The organism is Stenotrophomonas sp. PS02298 (assembly GCF_029959445.1).
In the GTDB taxonomy this organism is placed as follows: domain Bacteria; phylum Pseudomonadota; class Gammaproteobacteria; order Xanthomonadales; family Xanthomonadaceae; genus Stenotrophomonas.
The window spans coordinates 1-24,151 of the sequence record NZ_JASCOR010000062.1; the positions used below are offsets into that span (position 1 = coordinate 1).

21 protein-coding genes are annotated in these 24,151 nt (G+C 64.7%); 14 read left to right on the top strand and 7 right to left on the bottom strand.

Features of this window, described 5'->3' with window-relative positions:
• Nucleotides 1-64: 64 nt before the first annotated feature.
• The 3 genes from QMX78_RS10910 to QMX78_RS10920 all read right to left on the bottom strand — a co-directional run bounded on the left by QMX78_RS10910 (nt 65) and on the right by QMX78_RS10920 (nt 2,782).
• Complete coding sequence (locus QMX78_RS10910) at nt 65-481, bottom strand: H-NS histone family protein (RefSeq protein ID WP_282269352.1); 417 nt, start codon at nt 479-481, stop codon at nt 65-67.
• 299 nt (nt 482-780) lie between these two features.
• Complete coding sequence (locus QMX78_RS10915; RefSeq protein WP_282269354.1) at nt 781-1,521, bottom strand: GntR family transcriptional regulator; 741 nt, start codon at nt 1,519-1,521, stop codon at nt 781-783.
• A gap of 16 nt (nt 1,522-1,537) precedes the next feature.
• Nucleotides 1,538-2,782: an acetyl-CoA hydrolase/transferase C-terminal domain-containing protein gene (locus QMX78_RS10920; protein WP_282269356.1), complete on the bottom strand. Its 1,245-nt coding sequence runs from the start codon at nt 2,780-2,782 to the stop codon at nt 1,538-1,540.
• 134 nt (nt 2,783-2,916) lie between these two features.
• Here QMX78_RS10920 and QMX78_RS10925 point away from each other — a divergent pair, with 134 nt between their 5' ends.
• Genes QMX78_RS10925 through QMX78_RS10945 form a run of 5 tightly spaced genes read left to right on the top strand, consistent with a single transcriptional unit; the run spans nt 2,917 to nt 9,712 of the window.
• Nucleotides 2,917-4,275, top strand: a complete 1,359-nt coding sequence (locus tag QMX78_RS10925; protein ID WP_282269358.1) for an MmgE/PrpD family protein — start codon at nt 2,917-2,919, stop codon at nt 4,273-4,275.
• The gene (locus QMX78_RS10930; RefSeq protein WP_282269360.1) at nt 4,275-5,666 is read left to right on the top strand and encodes an MmgE/PrpD family protein; all 1,392 of its coding nucleotides are present in this window, start codon (nt 4,275-4,277) and stop codon (nt 5,664-5,666) included. Before QMX78_RS10925 ends, QMX78_RS10930 begins: the two co-directional genes overlap by 1 nt.
• Nucleotides 5,663-7,060, top strand: a complete 1,398-nt coding sequence (locus QMX78_RS10935) for an AMP-binding protein (RefSeq protein ID WP_282269362.1) — start codon at nt 5,663-5,665, stop codon at nt 7,058-7,060. The genes QMX78_RS10930 and QMX78_RS10935 overlap by 4 nt, the downstream gene beginning before the upstream one ends.
• Nucleotides 7,061-7,070: 10 nt before the next feature.
• Nucleotides 7,071-8,468 carry an amidase gene (locus QMX78_RS10940; RefSeq protein ID WP_282269364.1) on the top strand — a complete coding sequence of 466 codons (1,398 nt, stop codon included), beginning with the start codon at nt 7,071-7,073 and terminating at the stop codon, nt 8,466-8,468.
• On the top strand, nt 8,465-9,712 hold the full coding sequence (locus QMX78_RS10945) for a CaiB/BaiF CoA-transferase family protein (RefSeq protein ID WP_282269366.1): 1,248 nt from the start codon (nt 8,465-8,467) through the stop codon (nt 9,710-9,712). The genes QMX78_RS10940 and QMX78_RS10945 overlap by 4 nt, the downstream gene beginning before the upstream one ends.
• Nucleotides 9,713-9,943: 231 nt before the next feature.
• On the opposite strand, the gene trmL is transcribed toward QMX78_RS10945, so the two are convergent.
• Both trmL and QMX78_RS10955 read right to left on the bottom strand, forming a co-directional pair.
• Nucleotides 9,944-10,423, bottom strand: a complete 480-nt coding sequence (gene trmL / locus QMX78_RS10950; protein ID WP_057627589.1) for a tRNA (uridine(34)/cytosine(34)/5-carboxymethylaminomethyluridine(34)-2'-O)-methyltransferase TrmL — start codon at nt 10,421-10,423, stop codon at nt 9,944-9,946.
• Nucleotides 10,424-10,460: 37 nt separating this feature from the next.
• Nucleotides 10,461-10,865: a hypothetical protein gene (locus tag QMX78_RS10955; RefSeq protein ID WP_282269376.1), complete on the bottom strand. Its 405-nt coding sequence runs from the start codon at nt 10,863-10,865 to the stop codon at nt 10,461-10,463.
• 353 nt (nt 10,866-11,218) lie between these two features.
• On the opposite strand from QMX78_RS10955, the gene QMX78_RS10960 reads away from it, so the two are divergent.
• The 5 genes from QMX78_RS10960 to QMX78_RS10980 all read left to right on the top strand — a co-directional run bounded on the left by QMX78_RS10960 (nt 11,219) and on the right by QMX78_RS10980 (nt 18,323).
• A complete protein-coding gene (locus QMX78_RS10960; RefSeq protein WP_282269378.1) occupies nt 11,219-14,074 on the top strand; it encodes a pitrilysin family protein in 2,856 nt (951 codons plus the stop codon).
• A 564-nt stretch (nt 14,075-14,638) separates the two neighbouring features.
• On the top strand, nt 14,639-14,956 hold the full coding sequence (locus tag QMX78_RS10965; RefSeq protein ID WP_282269380.1) for a DUF4156 domain-containing protein: 318 nt from the start codon (nt 14,639-14,641) through the stop codon (nt 14,954-14,956).
• 121 nt (nt 14,957-15,077) lie between these two features.
• Entirely contained in the window at nt 15,078-16,094 is a 1,017-nt protein-coding gene (locus tag QMX78_RS10970) for a 3-oxoacyl-ACP synthase III (protein WP_282269383.1), read from the top strand.
• 207 nt (nt 16,095-16,301) lie between these two features.
• Nucleotides 16,302-17,195, top strand: coding sequence for an alpha/beta fold hydrolase (locus QMX78_RS10975; RefSeq protein WP_282269385.1), 894 nt, complete (start codon nt 16,302-16,304; stop codon nt 17,193-17,195).
• A 438-nt stretch (nt 17,196-17,633) separates the two neighbouring features.
• A complete protein-coding gene (locus QMX78_RS10980; RefSeq protein WP_282269387.1) occupies nt 17,634-18,323 on the top strand; it encodes a phospholipase D-like domain-containing protein in 690 nt (229 codons plus the stop codon).
• Nucleotides 18,324-18,387: 64 nt separating this feature from the next.
• Here QMX78_RS10980 and QMX78_RS10985 read toward each other — a convergent pair whose 3' ends face one another.
• Nucleotides 18,388-18,822: a YkgJ family cysteine cluster protein gene (locus QMX78_RS10985; RefSeq protein WP_282269389.1), complete on the bottom strand. Its 435-nt coding sequence runs from the start codon at nt 18,820-18,822 to the stop codon at nt 18,388-18,390.
• 104 nt (nt 18,823-18,926) lie between these two features.
• Here QMX78_RS10985 and oleC point away from each other — a divergent pair, with 104 nt between their 5' ends.
• The 4 genes from oleC to QMX78_RS11005 all read left to right on the top strand — a co-directional run bounded on the left by oleC (nt 18,927) and on the right by QMX78_RS11005 (nt 22,756).
• Nucleotides 18,927-20,570: an olefin beta-lactone synthetase gene (gene oleC / locus QMX78_RS10990; RefSeq protein ID WP_282269391.1), complete on the top strand. Its 1,644-nt coding sequence runs from the start codon at nt 18,927-18,929 to the stop codon at nt 20,568-20,570.
• 378 nt (nt 20,571-20,948) lie between these two features.
• Nucleotides 20,949-21,335 (top strand): DUF559 domain-containing protein, encoded by a 387-nt coding sequence (locus QMX78_RS10995; RefSeq protein ID WP_282269393.1) that lies wholly within the window; start codon nt 20,949-20,951, stop codon nt 21,333-21,335.
• Between the two features lie 177 nt (nt 21,336-21,512).
• On the top strand, nt 21,513-22,499 hold the full coding sequence (gene oleD, locus QMX78_RS11000) for a 2-alkyl-3-oxoalkanoate reductase (RefSeq protein ID WP_282269395.1): 987 nt from the start codon (nt 21,513-21,515) through the stop codon (nt 22,497-22,499).
• Between the two features lie 101 nt (nt 22,500-22,600).
• Nucleotides 22,601-22,756 carry a DUF1328 domain-containing protein gene (locus tag QMX78_RS11005; protein WP_282269396.1) on the top strand — a complete coding sequence of 52 codons (156 nt, stop codon included), beginning with the start codon at nt 22,601-22,603 and terminating at the stop codon, nt 22,754-22,756.
• A 75-nt stretch (nt 22,757-22,831) separates the two neighbouring features.
• On the opposite strand, the gene ddlA is transcribed toward QMX78_RS11005, so the two are convergent.
• On the bottom strand, nt 22,832-23,935 hold the full coding sequence (gene ddlA, locus QMX78_RS11010; protein WP_282269398.1) for a D-alanine--D-alanine ligase: 1,104 nt from the start codon (nt 23,933-23,935) through the stop codon (nt 22,832-22,834).
• Nucleotides 23,936-24,151: the final 216 nt, after the last annotated feature.

A 24,151-nucleotide genomic window follows, 5' to 3' on the forward strand; every position in this document is an offset into this window, starting at 1 on the left:
GAGTGGGGTTTCGTACCAAAACCCCACTCTGACCCCGGTTTTGACCCGGTTTTGCTTGCTGCTGTCAGCCCTGCTTGAACAGCTTGCGCTTGCCGGTGAGTACCTTTTCCTTCGGGGTGAGCTTGGCCACGCCGGGGATCAGGAAGTCGGTGGCGGTCTGCCCGAAGCGGATCTTGGAGGCCAGCCAGAGCGGCATCTTGCCGCGGCCGGTCCAGGTGTTCCAACGATTCTCGGGATCACGGTACTTCGGTTTGACCTTCGGCCCCTTGCGCCGGGCAGGTTTGCTCTTGGTCGCGACGGCATCTGCACCCGCGCCGAACAGTTCCTCGATCGTATAGCCGGACTGCTTGGCCAATGCGGTGAGTTTGCGCCTGACCTTGTCCGCAGGTTGACGTTGGGTGAGCGCTTTGTGCCTGTCCTGTGCGGCGCGGATGAGAGTGTTGAGCTCTCGAAGATCAAGAGGGGTAAGGTCGATACTCATGGCGTAAGCCTCAGTTCTTGGCTCCGGGGTGTCAAGCCGCTGCTGCGGGGCGCGGGCGTTGGCAGCACAGGGGCGAGGCCTGGAGCGCTGCCTATGGGGCTGATCGGCTCGGCAGGTGTAGCCCGGGTAAGCGCAGCGCACCCGGGGCTGTTGGCGGGAGGTTCCAGCATCGCCAGTTGCCTGTTACCCGGGCGCGCTGCGCTTACCCGGGCTACCTCTTTGGCGGTCTCGCACATAGGAAACCCGATGACAGGGATCTGACATCGGGTCTCGGGTGGCGCAAATACGGGTGGCTTCGATCAGCGGTGACTGCGTGAAAGCACCATCGAATAGGCAAACCGGCCCGGCGGATGCAGGCTGGTCGCGACCAGCAGCAGGCGGCCGTTGGCATCGCGGTAGCGGCGCTGCACGCGCATTGCCGGCTCGCTTTTCTTGATGTCCAGCAGCTTGGCATCGGCTGCTTCAAACGAGGCCGCGTCGAATACCTGCTCCACCCGCGACAGCCTGGTCGGGTCGAGGAACTTGGCCAGCGCACGCGCGGCGCCAGTCACTTCCAGCAATTTCTCGGTCGGTACACCGGTGCGCACCGGGATCAACATCTCGGTGACGGCGATCGGCTCACGGGTCTGTTCTTCCAGACGCAGGCAGTGCAGGCGCAGGTATTCCTTGCCTTCGTGGATGTCCAGGCGCTGCGCCATCGCATGGTCGGCCAGCTTGCGCTCGGCCTCCAGCACCTGCAGGCGGGTGCTGTTGCCGTACTGCATCAGCAGGTCGACGGTGTCGATCTCGTGCTCGTAACGCATTGCCGAGTTCTGCGCGATCACCCGCGTGCCAGCGCCGGGGCGACGCTGCACCAGGCCGGCGCTGATCAACTGCGCCAAGGCCGCGCGTGCGGTGTGGCGGCTGACGCTGAAACGCTCGCACAGCTCCAGTTCGGTGGGTAGCAAGGTACCAACGGCGTACTCGCCCTTCTCGATTGCCGCCTGCAGTAGGTCGCCCAGTTCGGCATAGCGGGGCTTGCTGCGTCGCGTACCAGTCATATGTACAGATCCTTGTTCAAAGTCTGAGCGAGAGTTCCTGCCAGCTGCGCTGCAGGGGTTCACGGTGTTCGGGTGCGGCGATGGCGATCAGGGCCTGGGCCCGTGCATGGACGTCGAGGTGGCGTAGATCGGCTACGCCATGTTCGCTGACGATGCAGTCGGCATCTACGCGGGCAAGGCTTACGGGACCGGTGGGTAGCATCGGCACGATCCTGCTTTCGCCCTTCGGGGTACTGGCAGGGAGTGCAATGATGCCGCGACCAGCGGTCGATTGGCGAGCGCCTTGCAGGAAATCAGGCAGGCCGCCCACACCACTCAGTTGGCGTCCAGACAGGAACTCGCCGTTCACCTGGCCCAGCAGATCCACCGACAACGCGCTGTTGATGGCGGTCAGGCGCGGGATACCGGCCAGTACGTTGTGGTCGTGGGTATGGCCGACCTCGCGGAAACTGATGCTGCGCGGGGCGATGTCATACAGCGCCTGTGTACCCAGCGCGACGCCGGCCACCACCGCATCCGGTGCTGCCGACAGTGCGCCGGATTCGAGCAGGCCAAGCAGGCCGTCCGAGACCATGCCGCTGTGGATGCGCAGGTTGCGCCGCTCGCGTACCGCGCGCAGCACCGCCGATTGCAGGCGGCCCAGGCCTAGCTGCAGTGTCGCGCCATCCTCCACCAGGGTAGCAACCTGTGCCGCAACCGCATCCATTGCGGCATCGGCAGGCGGGTCGGGAATGGCCAGCAACGGCGCATCCTGCTCGATGGCGGCGGTGATCCGCGACAAGGGAATGGACGGCCCGCGCGTACGCGGCATGCGCGGGTTGATATGCGCCAGAATTCGGGTCGCGCGAGGCCAGACGGCCGGGGTGAAGTCGCAGGCGATGCCCAGCGAACAGTTGCCGTCCTCGTCCGGCGGCGCCACCTGCACCAGCAAGGTGTCGAAGGCCACCCCTTCGCGCAGCCAACGCCAGGTGGCGGTATAGGTCATCGGCAGGTAGTCGACGCGGCCCGCCAGCCACGAACTGCGCAGATCACTGCTCAGGAAGATCGTGCGCTGGCGTGCCTGCGGGTGCAGTCCGGCAAAATCGAAGGTGTTGACGGTGGGGATGTGCACGCCGGTGAAGCGCAGCCCGCCGCAGTGTTCGGCGCCACTGCGCAGCCAGTGTTCGAACAGCAGGGAATGTCCGGCACAGCCGGGCGCGAAGACGTCGGGTCCCTGCGCGAGGTAGTCGAAGAAAGTGTCGGCATCCAGAATTCGGGGCATGGGGCTGATTGCGGCGTTCGGGAGACGGATCATATGATATGTCCGGACAAAGTCGGTTATGCTCCTTTCACGCGGTTGCTGTTCCCACCACCCAAACCCGCTGTTGCGGGCCTGCACCGAGACCTCATCGCGCGATGACCACGCCTGTTGCCAGCCTTACCGAACAGCTCGCCCAGCGCCTGCAACGGCCGGTGGATGCCGCCGCCCGTGAGCGTGCCGCCTTGCTGTTGGTCGATTGGCTGGGCTGCGCCCTGGCTGCGTTGCGCTATCCGATTGCCGCCCAGCTGCAGTCGGTGGTGCAGGCGCAGGCTGGCGGCAATGTGGTGGCCTTGGGCGCTGGCCGCCGCAGTGCAGCCGACGCGCTGCTGCTCAATGCCGCGCTCGGTAATGTGCTGGAAATGGACGATGTGCACCGCACTGCCATCCTGCATCCCGGCCCGGTCGTCATCCCGGTGGCGCTGGCTGCAGCACAGGCCGAAGGCGCGGATGCGACGGCGCTGCTAGACGCCATCGTGCGCGGCTATGAAGCAACCATCCGCGTCGGCCGAGCGCTGGGCAAGGCGCACTACCGCTACTGGCATCCCACCTCGACCGCTGGCGCGTTTGGTGCTGCCGCGGCAGCTGCATCGGTGCTGTGCCTGCCGGCGGAATCGCTGGCCGATGCGCTGGGCAATGCCGGCAGTCGCACCGGCGGGCTGTGGCAGATGCGCCACGAGCCGGTGCCGACCAAGTCATTGCATAACGCCGAAGCCGCACGCAGTGGCTGGCTGGCGGCACAGTTGGCGCTGGCGGGCATGCGTGGGCCGCGCAGGATACTGGAAGGTGAGCAGGGTCTGTTTGCCGCCACCGCGCCGGATGCCGTGCCGGAACTGGTGGTTGCCGATGAAGACGATTGGCTGATCCACAGCACCAGCCTGAAGCCGTGGCCGGCTTGCCGGCATGCGCATCCGGCCATCGATGCGATGCTGGAAGCGATGGTGCAGCTTGATGCTGCTGACGTCGCGCAGATTGAACGCATCGAAGTACGCACCTATGCCGAGGCCCTGCGCTTCTGCGACCGCGCCCAGCCACAGACCGAGCTGGAGGCCAAATTCAGCCTGCAGCACGCGCTGGCCTCGATCGTGGTCAATGGCCGGCCGCAACTTGCGCACTACACCGCCGAAGCCTGCAGCGATGCTGAGCTGGCGCCGTGGCGGCAGCGTATCGCGTTGATCGAGGATGCAGCCTGCAGCCAGCGTTTCCCAACGCACTACGGCGCCAGCGTGCAGCTGTGGCTGGCCGATGGCCGCAGCGTGCAGGCCGAGTGCATCGATGCCTGGGGCGACCCGGAATGCCCGATGTCGGCCGAGGATGTGCTGGCCAAGGCGCTGGCCCTGGCGCAATGGGGTGGCGTATCCGCAGGCTTGGCGCAACCCCTCTTTGGGCAGGTGCAGGCGCTGGCCAATGGCGGCAGTCTGGACGCCTTGAACGCCATGTTGGCGCGGGTGGCCTGATGCGATTGACTGAAGCGCTGTTGCAGCATGCGCGCACGCTGCGTTTTGAAGACCTTTCCGCCGAGGCGGTCGCGGCCACGAAGGTGTTCGTGATGGATTCGGCGGCCGTGGGGCTTTCTGGCTCCGGCCCGCAGGTGCCGCTGACCCAAACCGTTCGACGCGGCGCCGCCAGCTACGGCAGCGGCAATGCCGCGCGTGTGTGGGTGACCGGCGAAGCCTTGCCGGCGGCCAGCGCGGCGATGGTCAACGGCTACCAGATCCACAGCCAGGAATTTGATTGCGTACATATGCCGGCAGTGGTGCATCCATTGGCGGTTATTCAATCGGCCTTGATTGCCGCTGCCGAGCAGCGCGCAAACGTCGATGGCGTGGCGGTCGATGGCAAGGCCTTGATCGCAGCGCTCAATGTTGCGGTCGATGTAGCTACGTTGATCGGCATCAGCGGCCGCGCGGCTATGCGTTTCTTCCGGCCATCGATGTGCGGTGCACTCGGCGCAGCAGCTGGCATCGCCCATCTGCATGGCGCTGACGAGGAACTGCTGCGTCGCGCGCTGGGCCTGACCTATAGCCACCTGTCCGGCACCATGCAGGCGCATGTGGAAGGTTCGCCGACACTGGCTTTGCAGGTTGCACTGAACTCGCGCGCTGCCTTGAGCTGCTGGGAACTGGCTCGCAATGGCTTCCCGGCGCCGCGCGAGATGCTGGAAGGGCCCTTCGGCTATCTGCCGCTGATCGAGGGCGAATTCGACGTCGGACCGTCGCTGCAGAAATTGGCCGCGCGCGAAGCGCAGGTCCTCACCGTAAGCCACAAGGTGTTCCCGACCGGCGGCGCCGCGCATGCCGCGCAGGACATGCTGATGGAGCTGCGCCAGCAGCACGGTCTGAGCCTGGACAATGTCGCCAGCATCGAACTGCAGGCGCCGCCGCTGGTGCGCCGCTTGGTCGGCCGCAGCTATCAGCCCGCAATGGAAACCAGCTACGCACGGCTGTGCCTGCCGTTCCTGCTCGGCACTGTGTTGCTGGATGGCAAGGTCGGCTTGTCCGCCTATGCGCCGGACAAGCTCGCCGATGCGCAGCTGGCCGCGTTCGCCGACCAGGTCAGCCTGGTGCCGAACGACTGCGACGATCCCAATGCGCTGGTGCCGCAATCGATGACGGTCACCCTGCGTGACGGCCGCGTGCTGCACAACCACCGCGATGCTGCCATCGGCTCGCCGCAACGGCCGCTGTCGCGCGCCCAGCAGCTTGAGAAGTTCCACCACTGCCTTGACCACGCCGCGCGTCCCTTCGATGCCGGCCACCGTGCTGCCCTGATCTCCCACTTCGACCAATTGCAGGACATCGACGATGTCAGGCAGCTGGTCGACCTGCTGATTGTCGAGACCCCATGACCTACGCCACCTATTTCGAATCCTTCGATGTCAAGGAGCTGCTTCAGCAGTTCCCGCTGGACCAGGCCTTCACCGACAAGTTCAAGACCATCAGCCGCGAGGAACTGCGCGCCGAGCAGAACGCGATGTTCCTGCGCTGCGTGGCCCGCGCCTGGCAGATTCCGTTCTATCAGCGCCTGTGGGGCAATGCAGGCATCAAGCCTGGAGATATCCAGAGCCTGGACGACATCACCAAACTGCCGGTATTCGGCAAGCACGAGATCATGGCGTCGGTCGAAGCGAATCCGCCGCTGGGTGATTTCCACGGCTGGCAGGATGGCACCGACGCCGGCAACAAGCCGCTGGTCTTCCACACCACCTCCGGCACCACCGGTCGCCCGCAGCCGCTGGTGTTCTCGCCGCATTCGCGCGAAGTGCAGAGCCTGCTGCTTGCCCGCCTGTACCGCTGGCAGGGCATGCAGCCCGGCGACGTGGTGCACTCGGTGTATGGCCACGGCATGATCAACGGCGGCCATTACGTGCGCGAAGCGGTGACGCATTACACGCAGGCGCTGTTCTGTTCGGCCGGTACTGGCATCGAGATGCGCTCTGCGCAGCAGGTGCAGTTGATGAAGAACATGGGCGCCAACGTCATCGTTGGCTTCGCCGACTACATCAAGAAGCTGGCTGACGTGGCCCGCGAGAACGGCCTGGTGCCGGGCAAGGACATCCCGGTGCGGATGATCTGCGGCCACCTCGGCCGCGAATCGCGCGAGTCGCTGTCGGCAGCCTGGGGCGGTGTCGAACTGTACGACTGGTATGGCGTGGGCGACACCGGCGCGATTGCCGGGCAGGGCCCGGACCAGGATGGTCTCTATCTGATGGAAGACGCGCAGTACGTCGAAATCCTCGACGTGGACAGCGGTGAACTGGTGGCCGATGGCGAAACCGGCGACATGGTGGTCACCTGCCTGTACAAGGACGACATCTACCCGATCATCCGCTTCAACACCCATGACGTGACCCGCGTATTGACCACGCCATCGTCGCTGGGCATGAACCTGCGCCGCATCGAGGGCTTCCTCGGCCGCAGCGACAACATGGTCAAGATCCGCGGCATCAATGTGTTCCCGCAGGCGATGGCACCGGTGTTGGAAGAACATGCAGCGTTCGCCGGTGAGTTCATCTGCGTCGCCAGCCGCGATGAAGGTGGGCGCGACGATCTTGCCGTACACGTGGAAACCCGTGGCGCACTGGATGACGCACAGTTGGCAGCGGAGTTCGCCGCGTTGCTGCGCCAGCGCCTCGGTGTTGAAATGAGCATCGTGCTGGCCGCCCCGGGTGAGCTGGCGGCGTTGACGGGTATCGAGGTACGGCAGAAGCCGGTGCGTCTGATCGACAAACGTTTCGCTTGAGGAAAACCGTGTGAGCAAGGCCGATGCGCAGTTGTTGAGCTTGGATCTGACTGCGCAGGCGGCCTTGCTGGCTGCCGGTGAAGTCAGCTGTACCGAACTGATCGAGCAGCAGCTGGCGGCCATCGCTGCCAGCCAGGTGCAGATCAACAGCTATATCCATGTCGATGCGGAAGGCGCATTGGCTGCGGCCGCGCAGTCCCAGCAACGTCGCCAACGTGGCCTGGCGCGGCCTTTGGAAGGCCTGCCAGTCGCGGTCAAGGACAATATCGACGTCGCCGGCATGGTCACCACCGCCGGCATGGAAACCCGCCGCCACAGCGCAGTCGCCAGCAGCGACAATCCTGCGGTGGGTGCCTTGCGCGCAGCCGGTGCGGTGACTGTCGGCAAGCTCAACATGCACGAAGCGGCGATGGGCGCCGACAACGACAACCCGTTCTACGGCGCCTGCCACAACCCGCACCGGCACGGTTACACACCGGGCGGTTCCAGCGGTGGCAGTGGCGCAGCGGTAGCGGCGGGTTTGTGCGCGGCGGCGCTGGGCACCGACACCATGGGTTCGGTGCGCATTCCGGCAAGCTATTGCGGTGTGGTCGGGCTCAAGCCCAGTTGGGGCGCGATCAGCACGCGCGGCACCGTTGCCCTGTGCAGGCGGCTGGATCACATCGGCCCGTTGACGCGTTCGGCGCGTGACCTGCGCCTGTTGCTGCAGCTGATGTCCGGCTTCGATCCGGACTGCGCGCAGTCGCGCTTCATCCAATACGCAGCGCCGGATGCGGAGGGTCTGCGCATTGGCGTGGTGGATCTGTTCGATGCAACCGATATCGCGCCCGACGTGCAGGCGGCATTCGAGGATGGCCTGCGCGTGCTGGTCGGCTTGGGCCATCAGCTGAAACCGCTGCCGGCACCGGCATTTGCGTCGGCACGTGCACGTCGCGCTGGCCTGCTGATGAGCGAAGCCGAGTTGTTGGTCGAACACGCCGAGGCCTGGGCCGCTGACCGCAGCAAATTCTCGCCGCTGTTGGTCAAGCTGATGTCCTGGGCAGAAGGCCGCAGCGCTGCCGAGCTGGCTGCCGCCTCGCAGCTCGCCGATCGCGGGCAGGTGCAGCTGCAGCAGTGGCTGGCGCGCTGCGATGTGCTGGTGATGCCAACTGCTCCGCAGCGTGCATTCGCCTTCGGAACCCCGGCGCCGGCCAGCCAGGCCGATCTCACCGCTTACGCCAACCTGGCCGGCAACCCAGCCTTGTCGGTACCGCTGCCGGTAGCTGCGGGAGAGTTGCCCGCCGGCATGCAGCTGATCGGCAATGTGGGCGACGAACTCACGCTGATTGCGCTGGCGGAGGCCTTCCAGCACGCCATTGGCTGGCAGCCCGCGCTGCCGGAAGCCTGCAAGACCTGGTGGCCGAAATGAAGCTGCTCGATGGTGTTCGCGTTCTCGACCTGTCGCGCATTCTTGCCGGACCGTGGGCGACGCAGGTGCTGGCCGATTTTGGTGCCGATGTCATCAAGGTCGAGCGCCCCGGCGCGGGTGACGACACCCGCAGTTGGGGCCCACCCTACCTGCAGGACGCCGACGGCAATGACAGCAGCGAGTCCGCGTACTACCTGTGCGCCAACCGCGGCAAGCGCTCGGTGGCGATTGATTTCACCACCGGGGAGGGGCAGGCGCTGTTGCGCGAGCTGGTCGTGCATTGCGACGTGCTGGTGGAGAACTACAAGGTCGGTGGCCTGAAGAAGTACGGGCTGGATTTTGCCAGCCTGCAGGCCATCAACCCCAAGCTGGTGTATTGCTCGATCACCGGCTACGGCCAAGACGGTCCTTATGCGCAGCGCGCCGGCTATGACGCGGCGATCCAGGCCATCGGTGGTTTGATGAGCGTCACCGGCGAGCCGGATGGTGCGCCGGGTGCCGGTCCGCAGAAAGTAGGTGTGGCCGCGACCGATCTGATGACCGGCATGTATGCGGCGACGGCGATACTGGCTGCGTTGCGTCATGCTGAGCGCACCGGCGTTGGTCAGCAGATCGATCTGGCGCTGCTGGATACCCAGGTCGCATGGCTGGCCAACCAAGCTTCCAACTATCTGATCGGTGGCGTGGTGCCGACCCGGCAGGGCACGGCGCATCCGAACATCGTGCCGTACCAGGTGATGCCGGCCGCTGATGGCTATTTCATGCTGGCGGTTGGCAATGACGGCCAGTTTGCGCGCCTGTGCGAGGTGATCGGCGAGCCGGCGCTGGCGCGCGATCCGCGCTATGCCAGCAACAACGCCCGGGTTGCGAACCGCGAGCTGCTGGTGCCGCATCTGCAGCAGGTGTTGCGCACACGATCGGCGGCCGAGTGGTTGGCGGCGCTGGAGCAAGCGGTGGTGCCGGCCAACCCGGTCAACCGTATTGATCAGGTGTTTGCCGATCCGCAGGTGCAGGCGCGTGGTTTGCGGATTGAGTTGCCGCATGCCGGTGGTGGCAGCGTGGCGATGGTGCGTAACCCGTTGAAGTTCTCGGCGACGCCGTTGCGCTATGAGCAGGCGGCGCCGGTGTTGGGGCAGCACACTTCCGAGGTGTTGGTAGAAGTGCTTGCTGTTGACGGCGAGCGGCTGCGGGTGTTGCGGGAGTTGGGTGTGGTTGGGGTTGCTGCTGCTGAAGCTAAAAGCTAAAAGCTGAGGGCTGGAGCTGGAAGCGTTACCCCTCCCCAACCCTCCCCTTGGCTGCGCCAAAGGGAGGGGGTGCATGCCTGCAATCTGTCAGGTCGCCGCGACCCGCTCTGCTCCCTCCCTTTGGCGTAGCCAAGGGGAGGGCTGGGGAGGGGTGCTCTTGGCGATCAATCTTCAGCTGGAGCATTGCCAGCTTCGCGGCTGACGCCGCTCCTACAAGAACCAAAGCGCCAATCACGCGCCGCCAGGAAACCCCTGCTGTCGCCACGCCTCATACACCACGACGGCGACCGAGTTGGACAGGTTCAGGCTGCGGTTGTTGGGCTGCATCGGCAGGCGCAGGCGATGGCCATCGGGCAGGGAATCAAGCAGATCCTGCGGCAGGCCGCGGGTTTCCGGGCCGAACAGGAAGGCGTCGCCATCGGCGAACTGCACGGTGTCATAGCGGACGCTGGAGCGGGTACTCAATGCAAACAAACGCTTCGGGGCGATGCGCGCCAAGGCGGTTTCCAGGTCCGGGTGGACCTGCATCTGTGCGTACTCGTGATAGTCCAGGCCGGCGCGCTTCAGCTGCTTGTCACTGAGGTCGAAACCCAGGGGCTCGATCAGGTGCAGCCGCGCGCCGGTGTTGGCGCAGAGCCGGATCACATTGCCGGTGTTCGGCGGGATCTCGGGCTGGTAAAGCACTACATCGAAAACAGGGGCAGAAGTCATCGGCGCAGTTTACGCCGGGTGTTGCGTCATCGCTGGCTTAGTTGGAAACCATGCCCTGCGCGACGACCTTGCCGATGGCTTCAGCAGCGGCTTCTGCAGCCATGGCCTGCACCTGCTCCACCTCCGGGCGGACGGTGATGGTCGGCAGCGACACCATCCACTGGCCGGCGCGGGTGCCGATGGCGACCGGGCTGGCGGAGGCCAGCTGGCTGGCGGTCTGTTCGGCCATCAGCTCGACGATCTGGCCGACGGTCGGACGAACCTGCACGACCGCCAGGGTCGGGATGTTGCTGCTGGCTTCGTGCTGGGCCTGTGCCAGCTGATCAGCGGAAGGGCGAACCTGCACGGTGTCCAAAGTGACGATATCCGAAGCCTGGACCGAAGAAACAAAGCCGGTGCTGGCGACGAGGGCGATGGCAAGGGCGAGAGACTTGGCGTTCATGGCGGGACCTGTTTGGTGTGTGTGGGCAGTGGTGTGGTAGTAAGGTAGTACAGTGATTTTCGTAGTGCAAGAACTTTCTTTAGTTTTTTTGATTTGTTCAGCAATCAGTCATTTATGGTCTGAAGTGAGCTGGCTGCGAGTAATAGGCAGCAGGATGTGTGCCAATCGCATCTGATTGATAAATAAGGATTTGTTGCTAGTTGAAAGTGTCCGCTGTCCGGACACTCGCCGCGTCTGCAGTGACCGGACGGACACCGGTGCAGCTGCTTCGGTACCCATGACGCATGGCGTATGCCGATGTGACGGCGCCCGGTTAGGATCTGCGTTCACCTTCATACCCAAACGGAAATGGAATGAACGCAGCTATGCCCCGCACCGCCTTGTTGACCTTGGCCCTGAGTGCCGCCCTGGGCGGATTCGTTGGCGCCCCGCTGGTTGCGGAGGCCAAGCCGGCCGCTGCCGCTGCGTCGGTCGATATCCCGTATGAGGAATTCACCCTGCCGAACGGCCTGCGCGTGGTGGTGCACACCGACCGCAAGGCACCGATCGTGGCGGTGAACATCTGGTACCACGTTGGTGCCAAGGACGAACCGGCCGGCCGCACCGGCTTCGCGCATCTGTTTGAACACTTGATGTTCCAGCGCAGCGAAAACCACGACGGTGAGTTCTTCGAACCCTTCAAGCAGGTCGGCGCCACCGACCAGAACGGCACCACCAATACCGACCGCACCAATTACTTCCAGAACGTGCCGACCACCGCGTTGGACATGGCGCTGTGGATGGAGTCGGACCGCATGGGTCATCTGGTCGGCGCCATCGATCAGGCCGCCCTGGATGAGCAGCGCGGTGTGGTGCAGAACGAAAAGCGCCAGGGCGAGAACCAGCCTTACGGCCAGGTCTGGGACAAGCTGACCCGCGCCATGTACCCGGCGGGCCATCCGTATCACCACGGCGTGATTGGTTCGATGAACGATCTCAACGCCGCCTCGCTGGACGACGTCAAAACCTGGTTCCACACCTGGTACGGCCCGAACAACGCGGTGCTGGTGCTGGCCGGTGACATCGACGTGGCCACCGCCAAGGAAAAGGCCGCCAAGTTCTTCGGCGACATTCCGGCTGGCCCGACCATGGCGCAGCCGGCGGTGAACGTTGCGCAGCGCGCTGCCACCACCCGCGAAGTGATGACCGACAAGGTGCCGCAGGCGCGCATCTACCGCGCCTGGAACGTGGCCCAGGTCGGTACCACCGATATCGATCAGCTGGAGCTGTTCTCCTACGTGCTGGGCGGTGCCAAGTCCTCGCGTCTGGACCAGCGCCTGCTGCACAAGGACAAGCTGGTGGACAACATCAGCGCGATGACCGATGCCTCGCAGCTGGGCTCCAACTTCCTGATCATCGCCACGGTCAAGCAGGGCGTGGACCCGGCCAAGGTCGAGGCGGCCATCGACGAGGAGCTGAAGCGACTGGTCGCCGAAGGCCCGACCGCCGATGAGCTGGAGCGCGCCAAGGTGCAGTCGCGTGCGGGCTTCGTGCGCGGCATCGAGCGTATCGGTGGCTTCGGCGGCAAGGCCGATGCCCTGGCCCAGTGCGCCGTCTACGAAGGCAATCCGGGTTGCTTCCGCACCTCGCTGGCCAATGTCGATGCCGCCACCGCGGCCGACGTGAAGGCAGCCGGCGCCAAGTGGCTGGGCGTGGGCGACCACACCATCGTGGTCGAGCCGGGTGAGCGTGTTGCGCTGGCCGAGCTGCCGTCGGTCAAGCCGGCGCCGTTCAACGTGCCGGCCGTGGACTCCAAGTACACCACGCTGCCGAACCAGGTCGACCGCAGCGCCGGCGTGCCCAAGACCACCAGCTTCCCGGAGCTGAAGTTCCCGCAGCTGCAGCGTGCAACGTTGAAGAACGGCACCCAGGTGGTGCTGGCCGAGCGCCACGACATCCCTGTGGTGCAGTTCAGCTATGAGTTCCCGGGCGGCTTCACTGCCGACCGTGGCCGCAAGCCGGGTACCGCCAACTTCACCATGGGCATGCTGGACGAAGGCGCTGGCCAGCTCGGCTCGCTGGCGTTCGCCGATGCGGTTGAGCGCCTGGGTGCCCGCGTCAGCGCAGGTGCGTCGTTGGATGGTTCCAACGTGTACCTGTCGGCATTGAAGGAAAACCTGGCGCCGTCGCTGGCGCTGTATGCCGACGTGGTGCGTGCACCGCGCTTCGAGCAGAACGAGATCGACCGCATCAAGGCCACCTGGATTGCAGGCATCCAGCAGGAAAAGGCGCAGCCGAACGCGGTGGCGATGCGCGTGCTGCCGCCGCTGCTGTACGGCGCAGGCCACCCGTATGCGATTCCGTTCACCGGTAGCGGCGACGAAGCGGCGATCCAGTCGCTGACCCGTGACGACCTGACCTCCTTCCACAAGCAGTGGATTCGTCCGGAAGGCGCCACCCTGATCGTGGTCGGTGACACCACCTTGAAGGACCTCGTGCCGCTGCTGGAACGCAGCTTCGGTGATTGGAAGGGCGAGGGCGCACCGCCGAAGGTGGAGGCCCTGACCAATGTGGATCGCCCGCAGGCATCGCGTGTGTTCCTGATCGACCAGCCGGGTGCGGTGCAGGCCAACCTGTTCGCCGGTCAAGTGGCGCCGTCGACGATGGATGCGGGCACCACCCGCTTCGACATCGCCAATGGTGTGCTGGGTGGCGACTTCACCTCGCGCCTGAACATGAACCTGCGTGAGGACAAGCATTGGTCGTACGGCGCGCGTTCGAGCGCTTCCAATGCACTGGGCCAGCGCCCGTGGATGGCGGTTGCACCGGTACAGATCGACAAGACCGGTGAGGCGATGAAGGAAATGAACGCCGAGATCAGCCAGTTCGCCAGCGGCCAGCGTCCGCCGACCGATGCTGAGGTCAACCGCATCCGCAACATCCAGACGCTGAGCCTGCCCGGTGCCTACGAAACCGCATCGGCGGTGATGAGCACCATCGGTGGCATCGTGCGTTACGGCCGTCCGGACGACTACGTGTTCAAGCGCAAGGCCGAGATCGAAGCGATGACCCCGGCGCAGGTCGCCGAGGCAGCCAAGACCCTGGATCCGTCCAAGCTGACCTGGGTGGTGGTAGGCGACCTGAAGCAGACCGAAGCCCCGGTGCGCGCCCTGAAGCTGGGCGAAGTGACCGTGATCGACGCCGACGGCAAGCCGGTGGAGAAGAAGTAAGCGGCAGGGCATAGCCCGCCGCTTCTGCCTAAGCCCCTCTCCCGTAAACGGGAGAGGGGTTGGGGTGAGGGCAGCTTTTAGCTTTGGCCGGTAAAGCCCCTGCCGAGCATGGCTCGGCACTACGCTTCTGCCCCCTCCCTTTCGCGCAGCGAAGGGGAGGGCCGGGGAGGGGGTTCTTTAGCCCCTCTCCCGTTTACGGGAGAGGGGTTGGGGTGAGGGCAGCTTTTAGCATTAGCCGGTAAAGCCCCTGCCGAGCATGGCTCGGCACTACGTTTCTGCCCCCTCCCTTTCGCGCAGCGAAGGGGAGGGCCGGGGAGCGGGTTCTTTAGCCCCTCTCCCGTTTACGGGAGAGGGGTTGGGGTGAGGGCCGCTTTTCAGCTTTGGCCGGTAAAGCCCCTGCCGAGCATGGCTCGGCACTACGTTTCTGCCCCCTCCCTTTCGCGCAGCGAAGGGGAGGGCTGGGGAGGGGTAGGTTTTGTCTTTGTCGGACGCCCAATCCTTGGGATCACCACCTGTTCATCCATTCCCGGCACAATCCCTGCTGATCTTCACAAGGAATAGTCCATGCGCGTCCTGCTTTTGTCTGCCCTGATCGCCAGCACCGCCGCCTGCACCTGGGTGCCGATTGAATCCGGCGGCAAGGCCGTGCGTGTGCTGCCTGCAGGGCCGGTCGCTCCTGGCTGCGTGACCAAGAGCGATATCGAGGTCACCGTGACGAACAAGGTCGGCTTCTACAACCGCAACCCGCTGCGCGTGCAGGAAGAGCTTGAAACCCTGGCCCGTAACGAAGCCCCCAGTGCCGGCGCCAATGCCGTACAAGCCATCGGGCTGCCGGCCGATGGCAGCCAGCGCTTTGCCGCCTTCCAGTGCCCGCCGCGCTGATTTTCCAGCTGTCTTACGGCCCCGGCGGCTCCATACGCCGGGCCGCCGATTTGTAAAGATGCGGTAAAAATGCGCAGGCGCTAGAATGGCGACCCCTTCGCCTGAGTCTTGGCGCTTTCTGATGCCTTTTCAAAACGTCTCGATCGCGGGACTGGCGCATATTGATGCGCCGCATACGCTGACCTCAAAGGAAATCAACGAGCGGCTCCAGCCCACGCTGGAACGCCTTGGCATTCGTGCCGACGTGCTTGGCGATATCGCCGGCATCCACGCGCGCCGCCTTTGGGACCAGGGTACACAGGCCTCGGACGCCGCCACCATGGCCGGCCGCAAGGCGCTGGAAGATGCCGGCATTACCGCCGACAAGGTTGGCCTGCTGATCAATACCTCGGTCAGCCGTGATTACCTGGAGCCGTCCACCGCTTCCATCGTGTCCGGCAACCTCGGTATCGGCGAAGAGTGCGTCACCTTCGACATCGCCAACGCCTGCCTTGCCTTCATCAATGGCATGGACATGGCGGCGCTGATGTTGGAGCGCGGCGACATCGACTATGCGTTGATCGTCGACGGCGAAACCTCCAACCTGGTCTATGAAAAGACCCTGGAGCGCATGATGTCCCCGGACATCACCGCCCAGCAGATGCGTGACGAAGTCGCTGCGCTGACCACCGGTTCCGGTGCGGCAGCAATGGTGATGGCGCGCTCGGAGCTGGTGCCGGACGCCCCGCGCTACAAGGGCGGCGTGACCCGTGCAGCCAACCAGTGGAACAAGCTGTGCGTGGGCAACCTGGACCGCATGGTCACCGACACCCGCATGCTGCTGATCGAAGGCATCAAGCTGGCCACCAAGACCTTTGAAGCTACGCGCGAGGCGCTGGGCTGGGCGGTGGAGGAGATCGACCAGTTCGTGATCCACCAGGTCAGCCAGCCGCATACCAATGCCTTCATCAAGGCCTTCGGCATCGATCCGAAGAAGGTGATGACCATCTTTGGCGAGCACGGCAACATCGGCCCGGCGTCGGTACCGATCGTGCTGAGCAAGCTGCGTCAGCTGGGCAAGCTCAAGAAGGGCGACCGCGTCGCGCTGATGGGCATTGGCTCGGGCTTGAACTGCACGATGGCCGAGGTGGTCTGGTAAGTTCCGGCCTGGCCGCGAACTTCCAGAACGCATGCTTTTCCTTCTCCCCTTGCGGGAGAAGGTGCCCGAAGGGCGGAAGAGGGGAAGCGTGCGCAGCACGCAAGCGCCTGGAGTTCGAGAGCTTGTTCAAGCTCCTCCACTCCGGCCAACCCTCTCCCCAACCCCTCTCCGACGGGAGCGGGGCTTAGCAGCCGCAGGTGCAACCCGATGAACAAACTCCCCGGTTACCCCAGCAAGACCCACCGCTTCGAAGTCCGCCCCGGCTTGTCGATGAACTACATCGATGAAGGCCCGCGCGATGGTGAGGTGGTGGTGATGCTGCACGGCAATCCGTCGTGGAGCTATCTGTGGCGGCACCTGGTCAACGGGCTCAGCGACAAGTACCGCTGCATCGTGCCGGACCATATCGGCATGGGCCTGTCGGACAAGCCCGACGACAGCCGTTATGAGTACACCCTGCAGTCGCGCGTGGATGATCTGGACGCACTGCTCAAGCACCTGGGCATCACCGGTCCGGTGACGCTGGCCGTGCACGACTGGGGCGGCATGATCGGCTTCGGTTGGGCGCTGTCGCACCACGAGCAGGTCAAGCGCCTGGTGATCACCAACACGGCCTCGTTCCCGTTGCCGCCGGAGAAGCCGATGCCGTGGCAGATCGCCATGGGCCGGCACTGGAAGCCTGGCGAATGGTTCATCCGTACCTTCAATGCATTCTCGTCCGGCGCCTCCTGGCTGGGCGTGAGCCGGCGCATGCCAGCCGATGTGCGCCGCGCCTATGTGTCGCCGTACAACAACTGGGCCAACCGCATTTCCACCATCCGCTTCATGCAGGACATCCCGCTGTCGCCAGCCGACAAGGCATGGTCGCTGCTGGAGCGTGCGGCGGCAGCGCTGCCGTCGTTCGCCGATCGCCCGGTGTACATCGCCTGGGGCCTGCGTGACATCTGCTTCGATCATCACTTCCTGACCGGCTTCCGCAAGGCACTGCCGCAGGCGGAAGTGACCGAGTTCGAAGATGCCAACCACTATGTGCTGGAAGACAAGCACGAAGTGATCGTACCGGCTGTAAGAGCCTTCCTGGAGCGCAACCCGCTGGGGTGAGCCTGAGCTCCCTCATTGCCGGCTTCTGCCCCCTCCCTTGCGCCGAAGGCGGAGGGGAGGTTTGGGAGGGGTGAGCTTTTGCGGCTGTTCCCTTTGCACCAGCTTCGCGGCTTACGCCGCTCCCACAAAAGCCGTGAGCGCGCGAGGCCTGCTTCTGCCCCCTCCCTTGCGCCGAAGGCGGAGGGGAGGGTTGGGGAGGGGTGAGCTTTTGTGGCCGTTCCCTTTGCACCAGCTTCGCGGCTTACGCAGCTCCCATAAAAGCTGAGCGCGCGCGATGCCTGCTTCTGCTCCCTCCCATTCGCCGAAGGCGGAGGGGAGGGTTGGGGAGGGGTAAGCTTTTGTGGCCGTTCCCTTTGCACCAGCTTCGCGGCTGACGCCGCTCCTACAGCGGCACGTGGGTGTGCGAAGCTCTGTGCTTCTTTGCACAGGGAGTGATAGATGGATTTCGACAGCCTGGATCGTCAGCTGCGTGACAGCGCGCAGGATCTCGCGTTGAGCAACGAGGAACGTTCCGCATTACGCGAGCTGGGCGTCGAACTGCCGCCCGACCGCCTGCGCTTCCTGCGCAACCGCGCCTTCGATATCGCTCGCGAGCAGGTTGCAGCCAATCCGGCCGAAGCGCTGCCGATGCTGAAGTGGGTTGAGCAGGTAGTGCGCACGCTGGACGTCAACGCCGGCCCGGTCGAAACGCTGACCAGCACCTATTTCTCGCCGGGTGACGCCTGCATGCAACGCCTGCGCGCGCTGTGCGCCAGCGCGAAGCAGACCTTGGACATCTGTGTTTTCACCATATCCGATGACCGCCTGAGCGGCGTCATCCTGGACGCACACAAACGCGGCGTGACGGTGCGCATCATCAGCGACAACGACAAGGTCTACGACGATGGCAATGACGTCCGTCGTTTGAATGAAAGCGGCATCCCGGTGCGGGTAGACCACAGCGAATACCACATGCACCACAAGTTCGCGCTGTTCGATGGCAAGCAGCTGGCTAACGGCAGCTTCAACTGGACGCGCACCGCGACCGAGCACAACGATGAGAACCTGGTGGTCAGCAATGACCGCAACCTGGTGCGCAGCTTCGCGCAGCAGTTCGAGGTGTTGTGGGGGCGTTACAAGGCGCTTTGAGGGGGCGCAGCGGCGGTGTCGTCGAGGTCACTCCCGCCCTTGCAGGAGTGACCAGTCCACTTCCTCACGCTGCAATCGGCGTATTCGGCGGTGACGACGGGCTGTTGCCGTTGTCGTCTGGATGGTCGTCGCCATCGTTGTCGGCATCATCGCGCCAGCGCCAATCAGCCAAGGTCAATGCCGGCATGCCGTGGGCGATGCGCGCGCGGTCGCACTGCGAGCTGGCCTTGCCGTATTCCCAGGAGGCGTCCACTTCGCGGCACACGCTGGGCCGGTTCGGGTGGATGGTGCAGCGTGAGTACACGCCGATCTCCGAGTCCAGGGCCACGCAGCGGATCGGGTCCGAGTAGGTGCCCTGCATGCACAGCCGGTGCGGGTCCAGGCGCTGGGTCAGCTGGTGGGGCACGCCGCCTTCGGTGACTTCGTCCGATTCCATCCAATGGAAGGCAACGCGGTATTGGGTGCAGCAGGCACCGCAGGTCAGGCAGGGATGGGGCATGGGAGACCGGCCTAGGCGGCAGGATTAGGACAAAAGGAAGGTGCGAAATTTTCCACGGTGACGGCCTGCGCGCAAGATTTTTCTGCATTGGCGACAATAGGAAGATGAACGAAACCTGCAATATCGCCGCGCGTCTGCCCGAGCTGGCACGTGAACGGCCCGACCAGATCGCCATTCGCTGCCCTGGCAAGCCCGCCGGCAACGGCATGGCAGCCTACGACGTGACCCTGGATTACCGCACCCTGGATGCCCGCAGCGACGCCATTGCCGCTGGTTTGGCGGCAAACGGCATCGGCCGCGGGGTGCGTGCGGTGGTGATGGTGCGGCCGGGGCCGGAGTTCTTCCTGTTGATGTTCGCCCTGTTCAAGATCGGCGCGGTCCCGGTGCTGGTCGACCCGGGCATTGATAAGCGCGCGCTGAAGCAGTGCCTGGATGAAGCCCAGCCGCAGGCCTTCATCGGCATTCCCTTGGCGCAGTTTGCGCGGGTGCTGCTGGGCTGGGCCAAGGCGGCCAGGGTCAAGGTCACGGTCGGCCGGCGTTGGGGCTGGGGTGGCATCACCCTGGCCAAGATCGAAGCCGATGGCGCTGGCGCGGGCAGTCAGCTGGCCGCCACCGCACCGGACGACGTGGCCGCGATCCTGTTCACCAGCGGCTCCACCGGCGTGCCCAAGGGCGTGGTCTATCGCCACCGCCATTTCGTCGGCCAGGTGGAACTGCTGCGCAATGCCTTCGGCATGCAGCCCGGTGGCATCGACCTGCCGACCTTCCCGCCGTTCGCATTGTTCGACCCGGCGCTGGGCCTGACCTCGGTAATCCCGGACATGGACCCGACCCGGCCGGGTAGCGCTGATCCGCGCAAGCTGCACGACGCGATCGCCCGTTTCGGCGTGACCCAGCTGTTTGGTTCGCCGGCGCTGATGCGGGTGCTGGCCGAACACGGCCAGCCGCTGCCAACGGTGACCCGCGCCACCTCGGCGGGCGCGCCAGTGCCGCCGGAGATCGTGTCCAAGATCCGTTCGCTGATGCCGGAAGACGGCCAGTTCTGGACGCCATACGGCGCCACCGAATGCCTGCCGGTAGCGGTGATTGAAGGTCGCGAACTGGTCGATACGCGTGAGGCCACCGAGGCTGGTGCAGGCACCTGCGTTGGTCGCGTGGTCGCACCGAATGTCGTGCGCATCATTGCCATCACCGACGAACCCATTGCTGACTGGAACGGCGTGCGTGAGCTGCCGGCCGGGGAGGTGGGTGAGATCACCGTGGTCGGCCCGACAACGACCGATAGTTACTTCAACCGGCCGCAGGCAACGGCCGCAGCCAAGATCCGCGAAGTACTGGCCGATGGCGGCGAGCGCATCGTGCACCGGATGGGCGATGTGGGTTGGTTCGATGCCGAAGGGCGGCTGTGGTTCTGTGGGCGCAAGACGCATCGGGTCGAGACGGCGACAGGGCCGCTGTATACCGAGCAGGTGGAGCCGGTGTTCAACACCGTGGCAGGTGTGCGGCGCACGGCTTTGGTGGGTGTTGGTGCCTTGGGCCAGCAGCTGCCGGTGCTGTGTTACGAACTGCTGCCGGATCAGCACTTCGCTGAAGTCGAAAGGCAGCTGCGGGCCATGGCACTGCGTCATCCGGGCTTCGCAGGCATCGAACATTTCCTGCGTCATCCGGGCTTCCCGGTGGATATCCGCCACAACGCCAAGATCGGGCGCGAGAAGCTGGCGGTGTGGGGGCAGGCGCAGTTGGGTTGAGCTGGAAGGCTTGAAGCACGAGCACGAGCACGAGCAAGAGCACCCCTCCCAACCCTCCCCTTCGCTACGCGAAAGGGAGGGCTAAAGCCTGGCTGCTCGACGCACCCGCAGCGCTGCTGTTGTTGCCCCCTCCCTTTGCCGCAGGCAAGGGGAGGGCTGGGGAGGGGTGCTTTGGCTCCCTCCCTTTGCCGCAGGCAAGGGGAGGGTTGGGGAGGGGTGCTTTGGCTCCCTCCCTTGCGCCGAAGGCGGAGGGGAGGGTTGGGGAGGGGTAAAGCGCAGTGCTCTTTGAGTCGATGGACAGCTTGAATCCAGTGATTCCCTGACAGGCTCCCATCACCACCAATCGCAGGCTTTCCGTACCAAGAACGGAGAGCCGCAATGGACAAGCTGCGAACACGCGCAAGAGCCTTGCGCAACACACCCACCGATGCCGAAGACCGCCTATGGCAGCAACTGCGCCGACGCCAGTTGGCAGGTTTCCGCTTCCGTCGGCAGATGCCCTTGGCCGGATACATCGCCGACTTTGTCTGCCTTGACGTGCAGCTGATCGTCGAGCTGGATGGAGGGCAGCATCTTGAGCAGCTTGCCTATGACCAGCGACGCACCGAAGTGCTGCAGGGCTTGGGCTTTCGGGTGCTGCGCTATTGGAATGACGAGGTTCTGCAGCGGATGCCGGCTGTGTTGGAGGACATTCTGCGGGTCTTGGCGCGCGGCGAAGAGCACCCCTCCCAACCCTCCCCTTCGCTGCGCGAAAGGGAGGGCTAAGGCTTTGCTCCCTCCCTTGCGCCGAAGGTGGAGGGGAGGGCTGGGGAGGGGTAAAGCTCTCCGCCAACATCCCCGGCAAAGCACCCAAACACCACTGCTGCGATACTGACGGACAAATCTCAATGCTTCCGACGCGGCCAGTCGGCGCGGAAGCCCTGCAACAGAGCGATCAAACGAATGAAGATTCTGGTTACCGGTGGTGGTGGTTTTCTCGGTCAGGCCTTGTGCCGTGGCCTGGTCGAACGCGGCCATCAGGTGCTGAGCTTCAATCGCGGCCATTACCCCGCATTGCAGGAAATCGGGGTAGGCCAGATCCGTGGCGATCTGGCCGATGCCAATGCCGTGCATCACGCTGCCGCCGGTGTCGATGCCATCTTCCACAATGCCGCCAAGGCCGGTGCTTGGGGCAGCTACGACAGCTACTTCCAGGCCAATGTAGTCGGCACCCGCAACGTGCTTGCCGCCTGCAAGGCGCATGGCATCGGCCGCCTGGTCTATACCTCTACGCCCAGCGTCACCCATCGTGCCACCCATCCGGTCGAAGGCCTGGGGGCGGATGAGGTGCCTTACGGCGAGGACTTCCAGGCGCCGTATGCCGCCACCAAGACCATCGCCGAACAGGAAGTGCTGGCCGCCAATGGCGCCGATCTGGCAACCATCGCCCTGCGTCCGCGCCTGATCTGGGGCCCGGGCGACAACCAGCTGGTGCCGCGGCTGGCCGAACGCGCCCGCGCTGGTCGTTTGCGTTTTGTCGGCGATGGCACGAACAAGGTCGATACCACCTTCATCGACAACGCCGCGCAGGCGCACTTCGATGCCTTCGATCATCTGGTGGTTGGTGCGGCCTGCGCTGGCAAGGCCTACTTCATTTCCAACGGCGAGCCACTGCCGATGCGCGAACTGCTCAATCGCCTGCTTGCAGCGGTGGGCGCGCCCGGTGTGGAGAAGTCGATCTCGTTCAAGACCGCTTACCGCATCGGCTCGGTCTGCGAAAAACTGTGGCCGCTGCTGCGCTTGTCGGGTGAGCCGCCGATGACGCGTTTCCTGGCCGAGCAGCTGTGCACGCCGCATTGGTATTCGATGGAGCCGGCACGCCGCGATTTCGGCTATGTGCCCAGGGTGTCCATCGAGGAAGGCTTGCGGCGTTTGGCCGCCGCATCCTGAATGGACAGCGCCGTCATCATCCGGCGCTAACGTTCCTGTCACCGTATCGCGACCGGCAATTGCCGAGGATGGAACCCTGATTCCAACCGAGGACCCAGCCCATGCTGCATTACGCCGTCGTTTTCTTCGTCATCGCCATCATTGCCGCCGTACTCGGCTTCAGTGGCATTGCCGGTGCGGCCAGCAATATCGCGTGGATCCTGTTCGTCGTCTTCCTGATCCTTGCGGTGGTGTCGATGTTCCGCAAGAAAGGCTGATCATTCCTGACGCCAAAGACAGAACGGCCCGCATCCTCGGCGAGGGTGCGGGCCGCGTCGTTTCAGCAGTTTCGATCAGGCCGACGTGCTGATCGAGCTGCGCAGGTTCCTGTCAGCTGCGTGACGCTCCAACGCCAGCTCGATCAGGCGGGTGATCAGTGCGGTATAGCCCAGACCGCTTGCGCCCCACAGCTTGGGATACATGCTGATCTTGGTGAAGCCGGGCAGGGTGTTCAGTTCGTTGATGACGACGTCGCCGGCCTCGGTGAGGAACACGTCCACGCGCGCCATGCCGATGCAGTCCAGCGCCTGGTAGGCGCGCACGGCGATCTCGCGGATGCGCTGCTGCGCATCGGCAGCGATGTCGGCCGGGATCACCGTCTCCGCACCGCTGGCGCTGATGTACTTGGTGTCATAGGCGTAGAAATCGTCATGCACCACCACTTCGCCGCAGACGCTGGCTTCGGGCACGTCGTTGCCCAGCACCGCGCATTCGATCTCGCGGCCGACAATCGCCGATTCCACCAGCACCTTGTGGTCGAACGACAGCGCCAATGCCATCGCGGTGGCGAACTCTTCGGCGGTGCGCACCTTGCTCACGCCCACTGACGAACCCTGGTTGGCCGGCTTGACGAACAGCGGCAGGCCGAGCTGTGCGACCAGTGCATCGTAATCAGCGTGGGCAGCGGTGACATGGTTGAAGCAGGCAAACGGCGCCACCGCCAGGCCGGCATCGCGCAGCAGGCGCTTGGCCATGTCCTTGTCCATCGCCGCGGCTGCGCCAAGCACGCCGGGGCCAGCGAACGGCAGGTTCAAGGTGCGCAGCAGGCCCTGCAGGGTGCCGTCTTCGCCGAGGGTGCCGTGCACGATCGGGAACACCACATCCAACTGCGGCACTTCGCGGCCATCGGCGGCCAGCAGCTGGCCGCGTTCGGCGCCGGGCAGTACCGACAGCACCGGGCCGGAGGTATCCAGCGCAATCCGCTTGGGATCATCGGCATTGAGCAGGAAACCGGCCGCATCGCACAGGTGCCACAGGCCCTGCTTGTCCACGCCGATCAGGCTGACGTCGAAACGTTCCTTGTCCAGCGCGTCGAAGATGTTCTTCGCCGACTGCAGCGAGACCTCGTGCTCGGCCGAGCGACCGCCGAAGATGATGCCAACCCGGGTCTTGCCCATTGCCTGTGTGCTCCTGACGCTGTGTTTGGTGGTGTCTGCATAGCATGAACGCAAAAGCCGGAAATGGGGATTGGAGATTCGGGATTTGTTTATCGCGGGGCGCAGACATGAACAAACCCTGTGCGGACGATGCATCAGAGCCCGTAGCCCGGGTAAGCGCAGCGCACCCGCGGCCGTTGGCAGCCAGCCCGTAGATCACTGCCCCCGGGTGCGCTG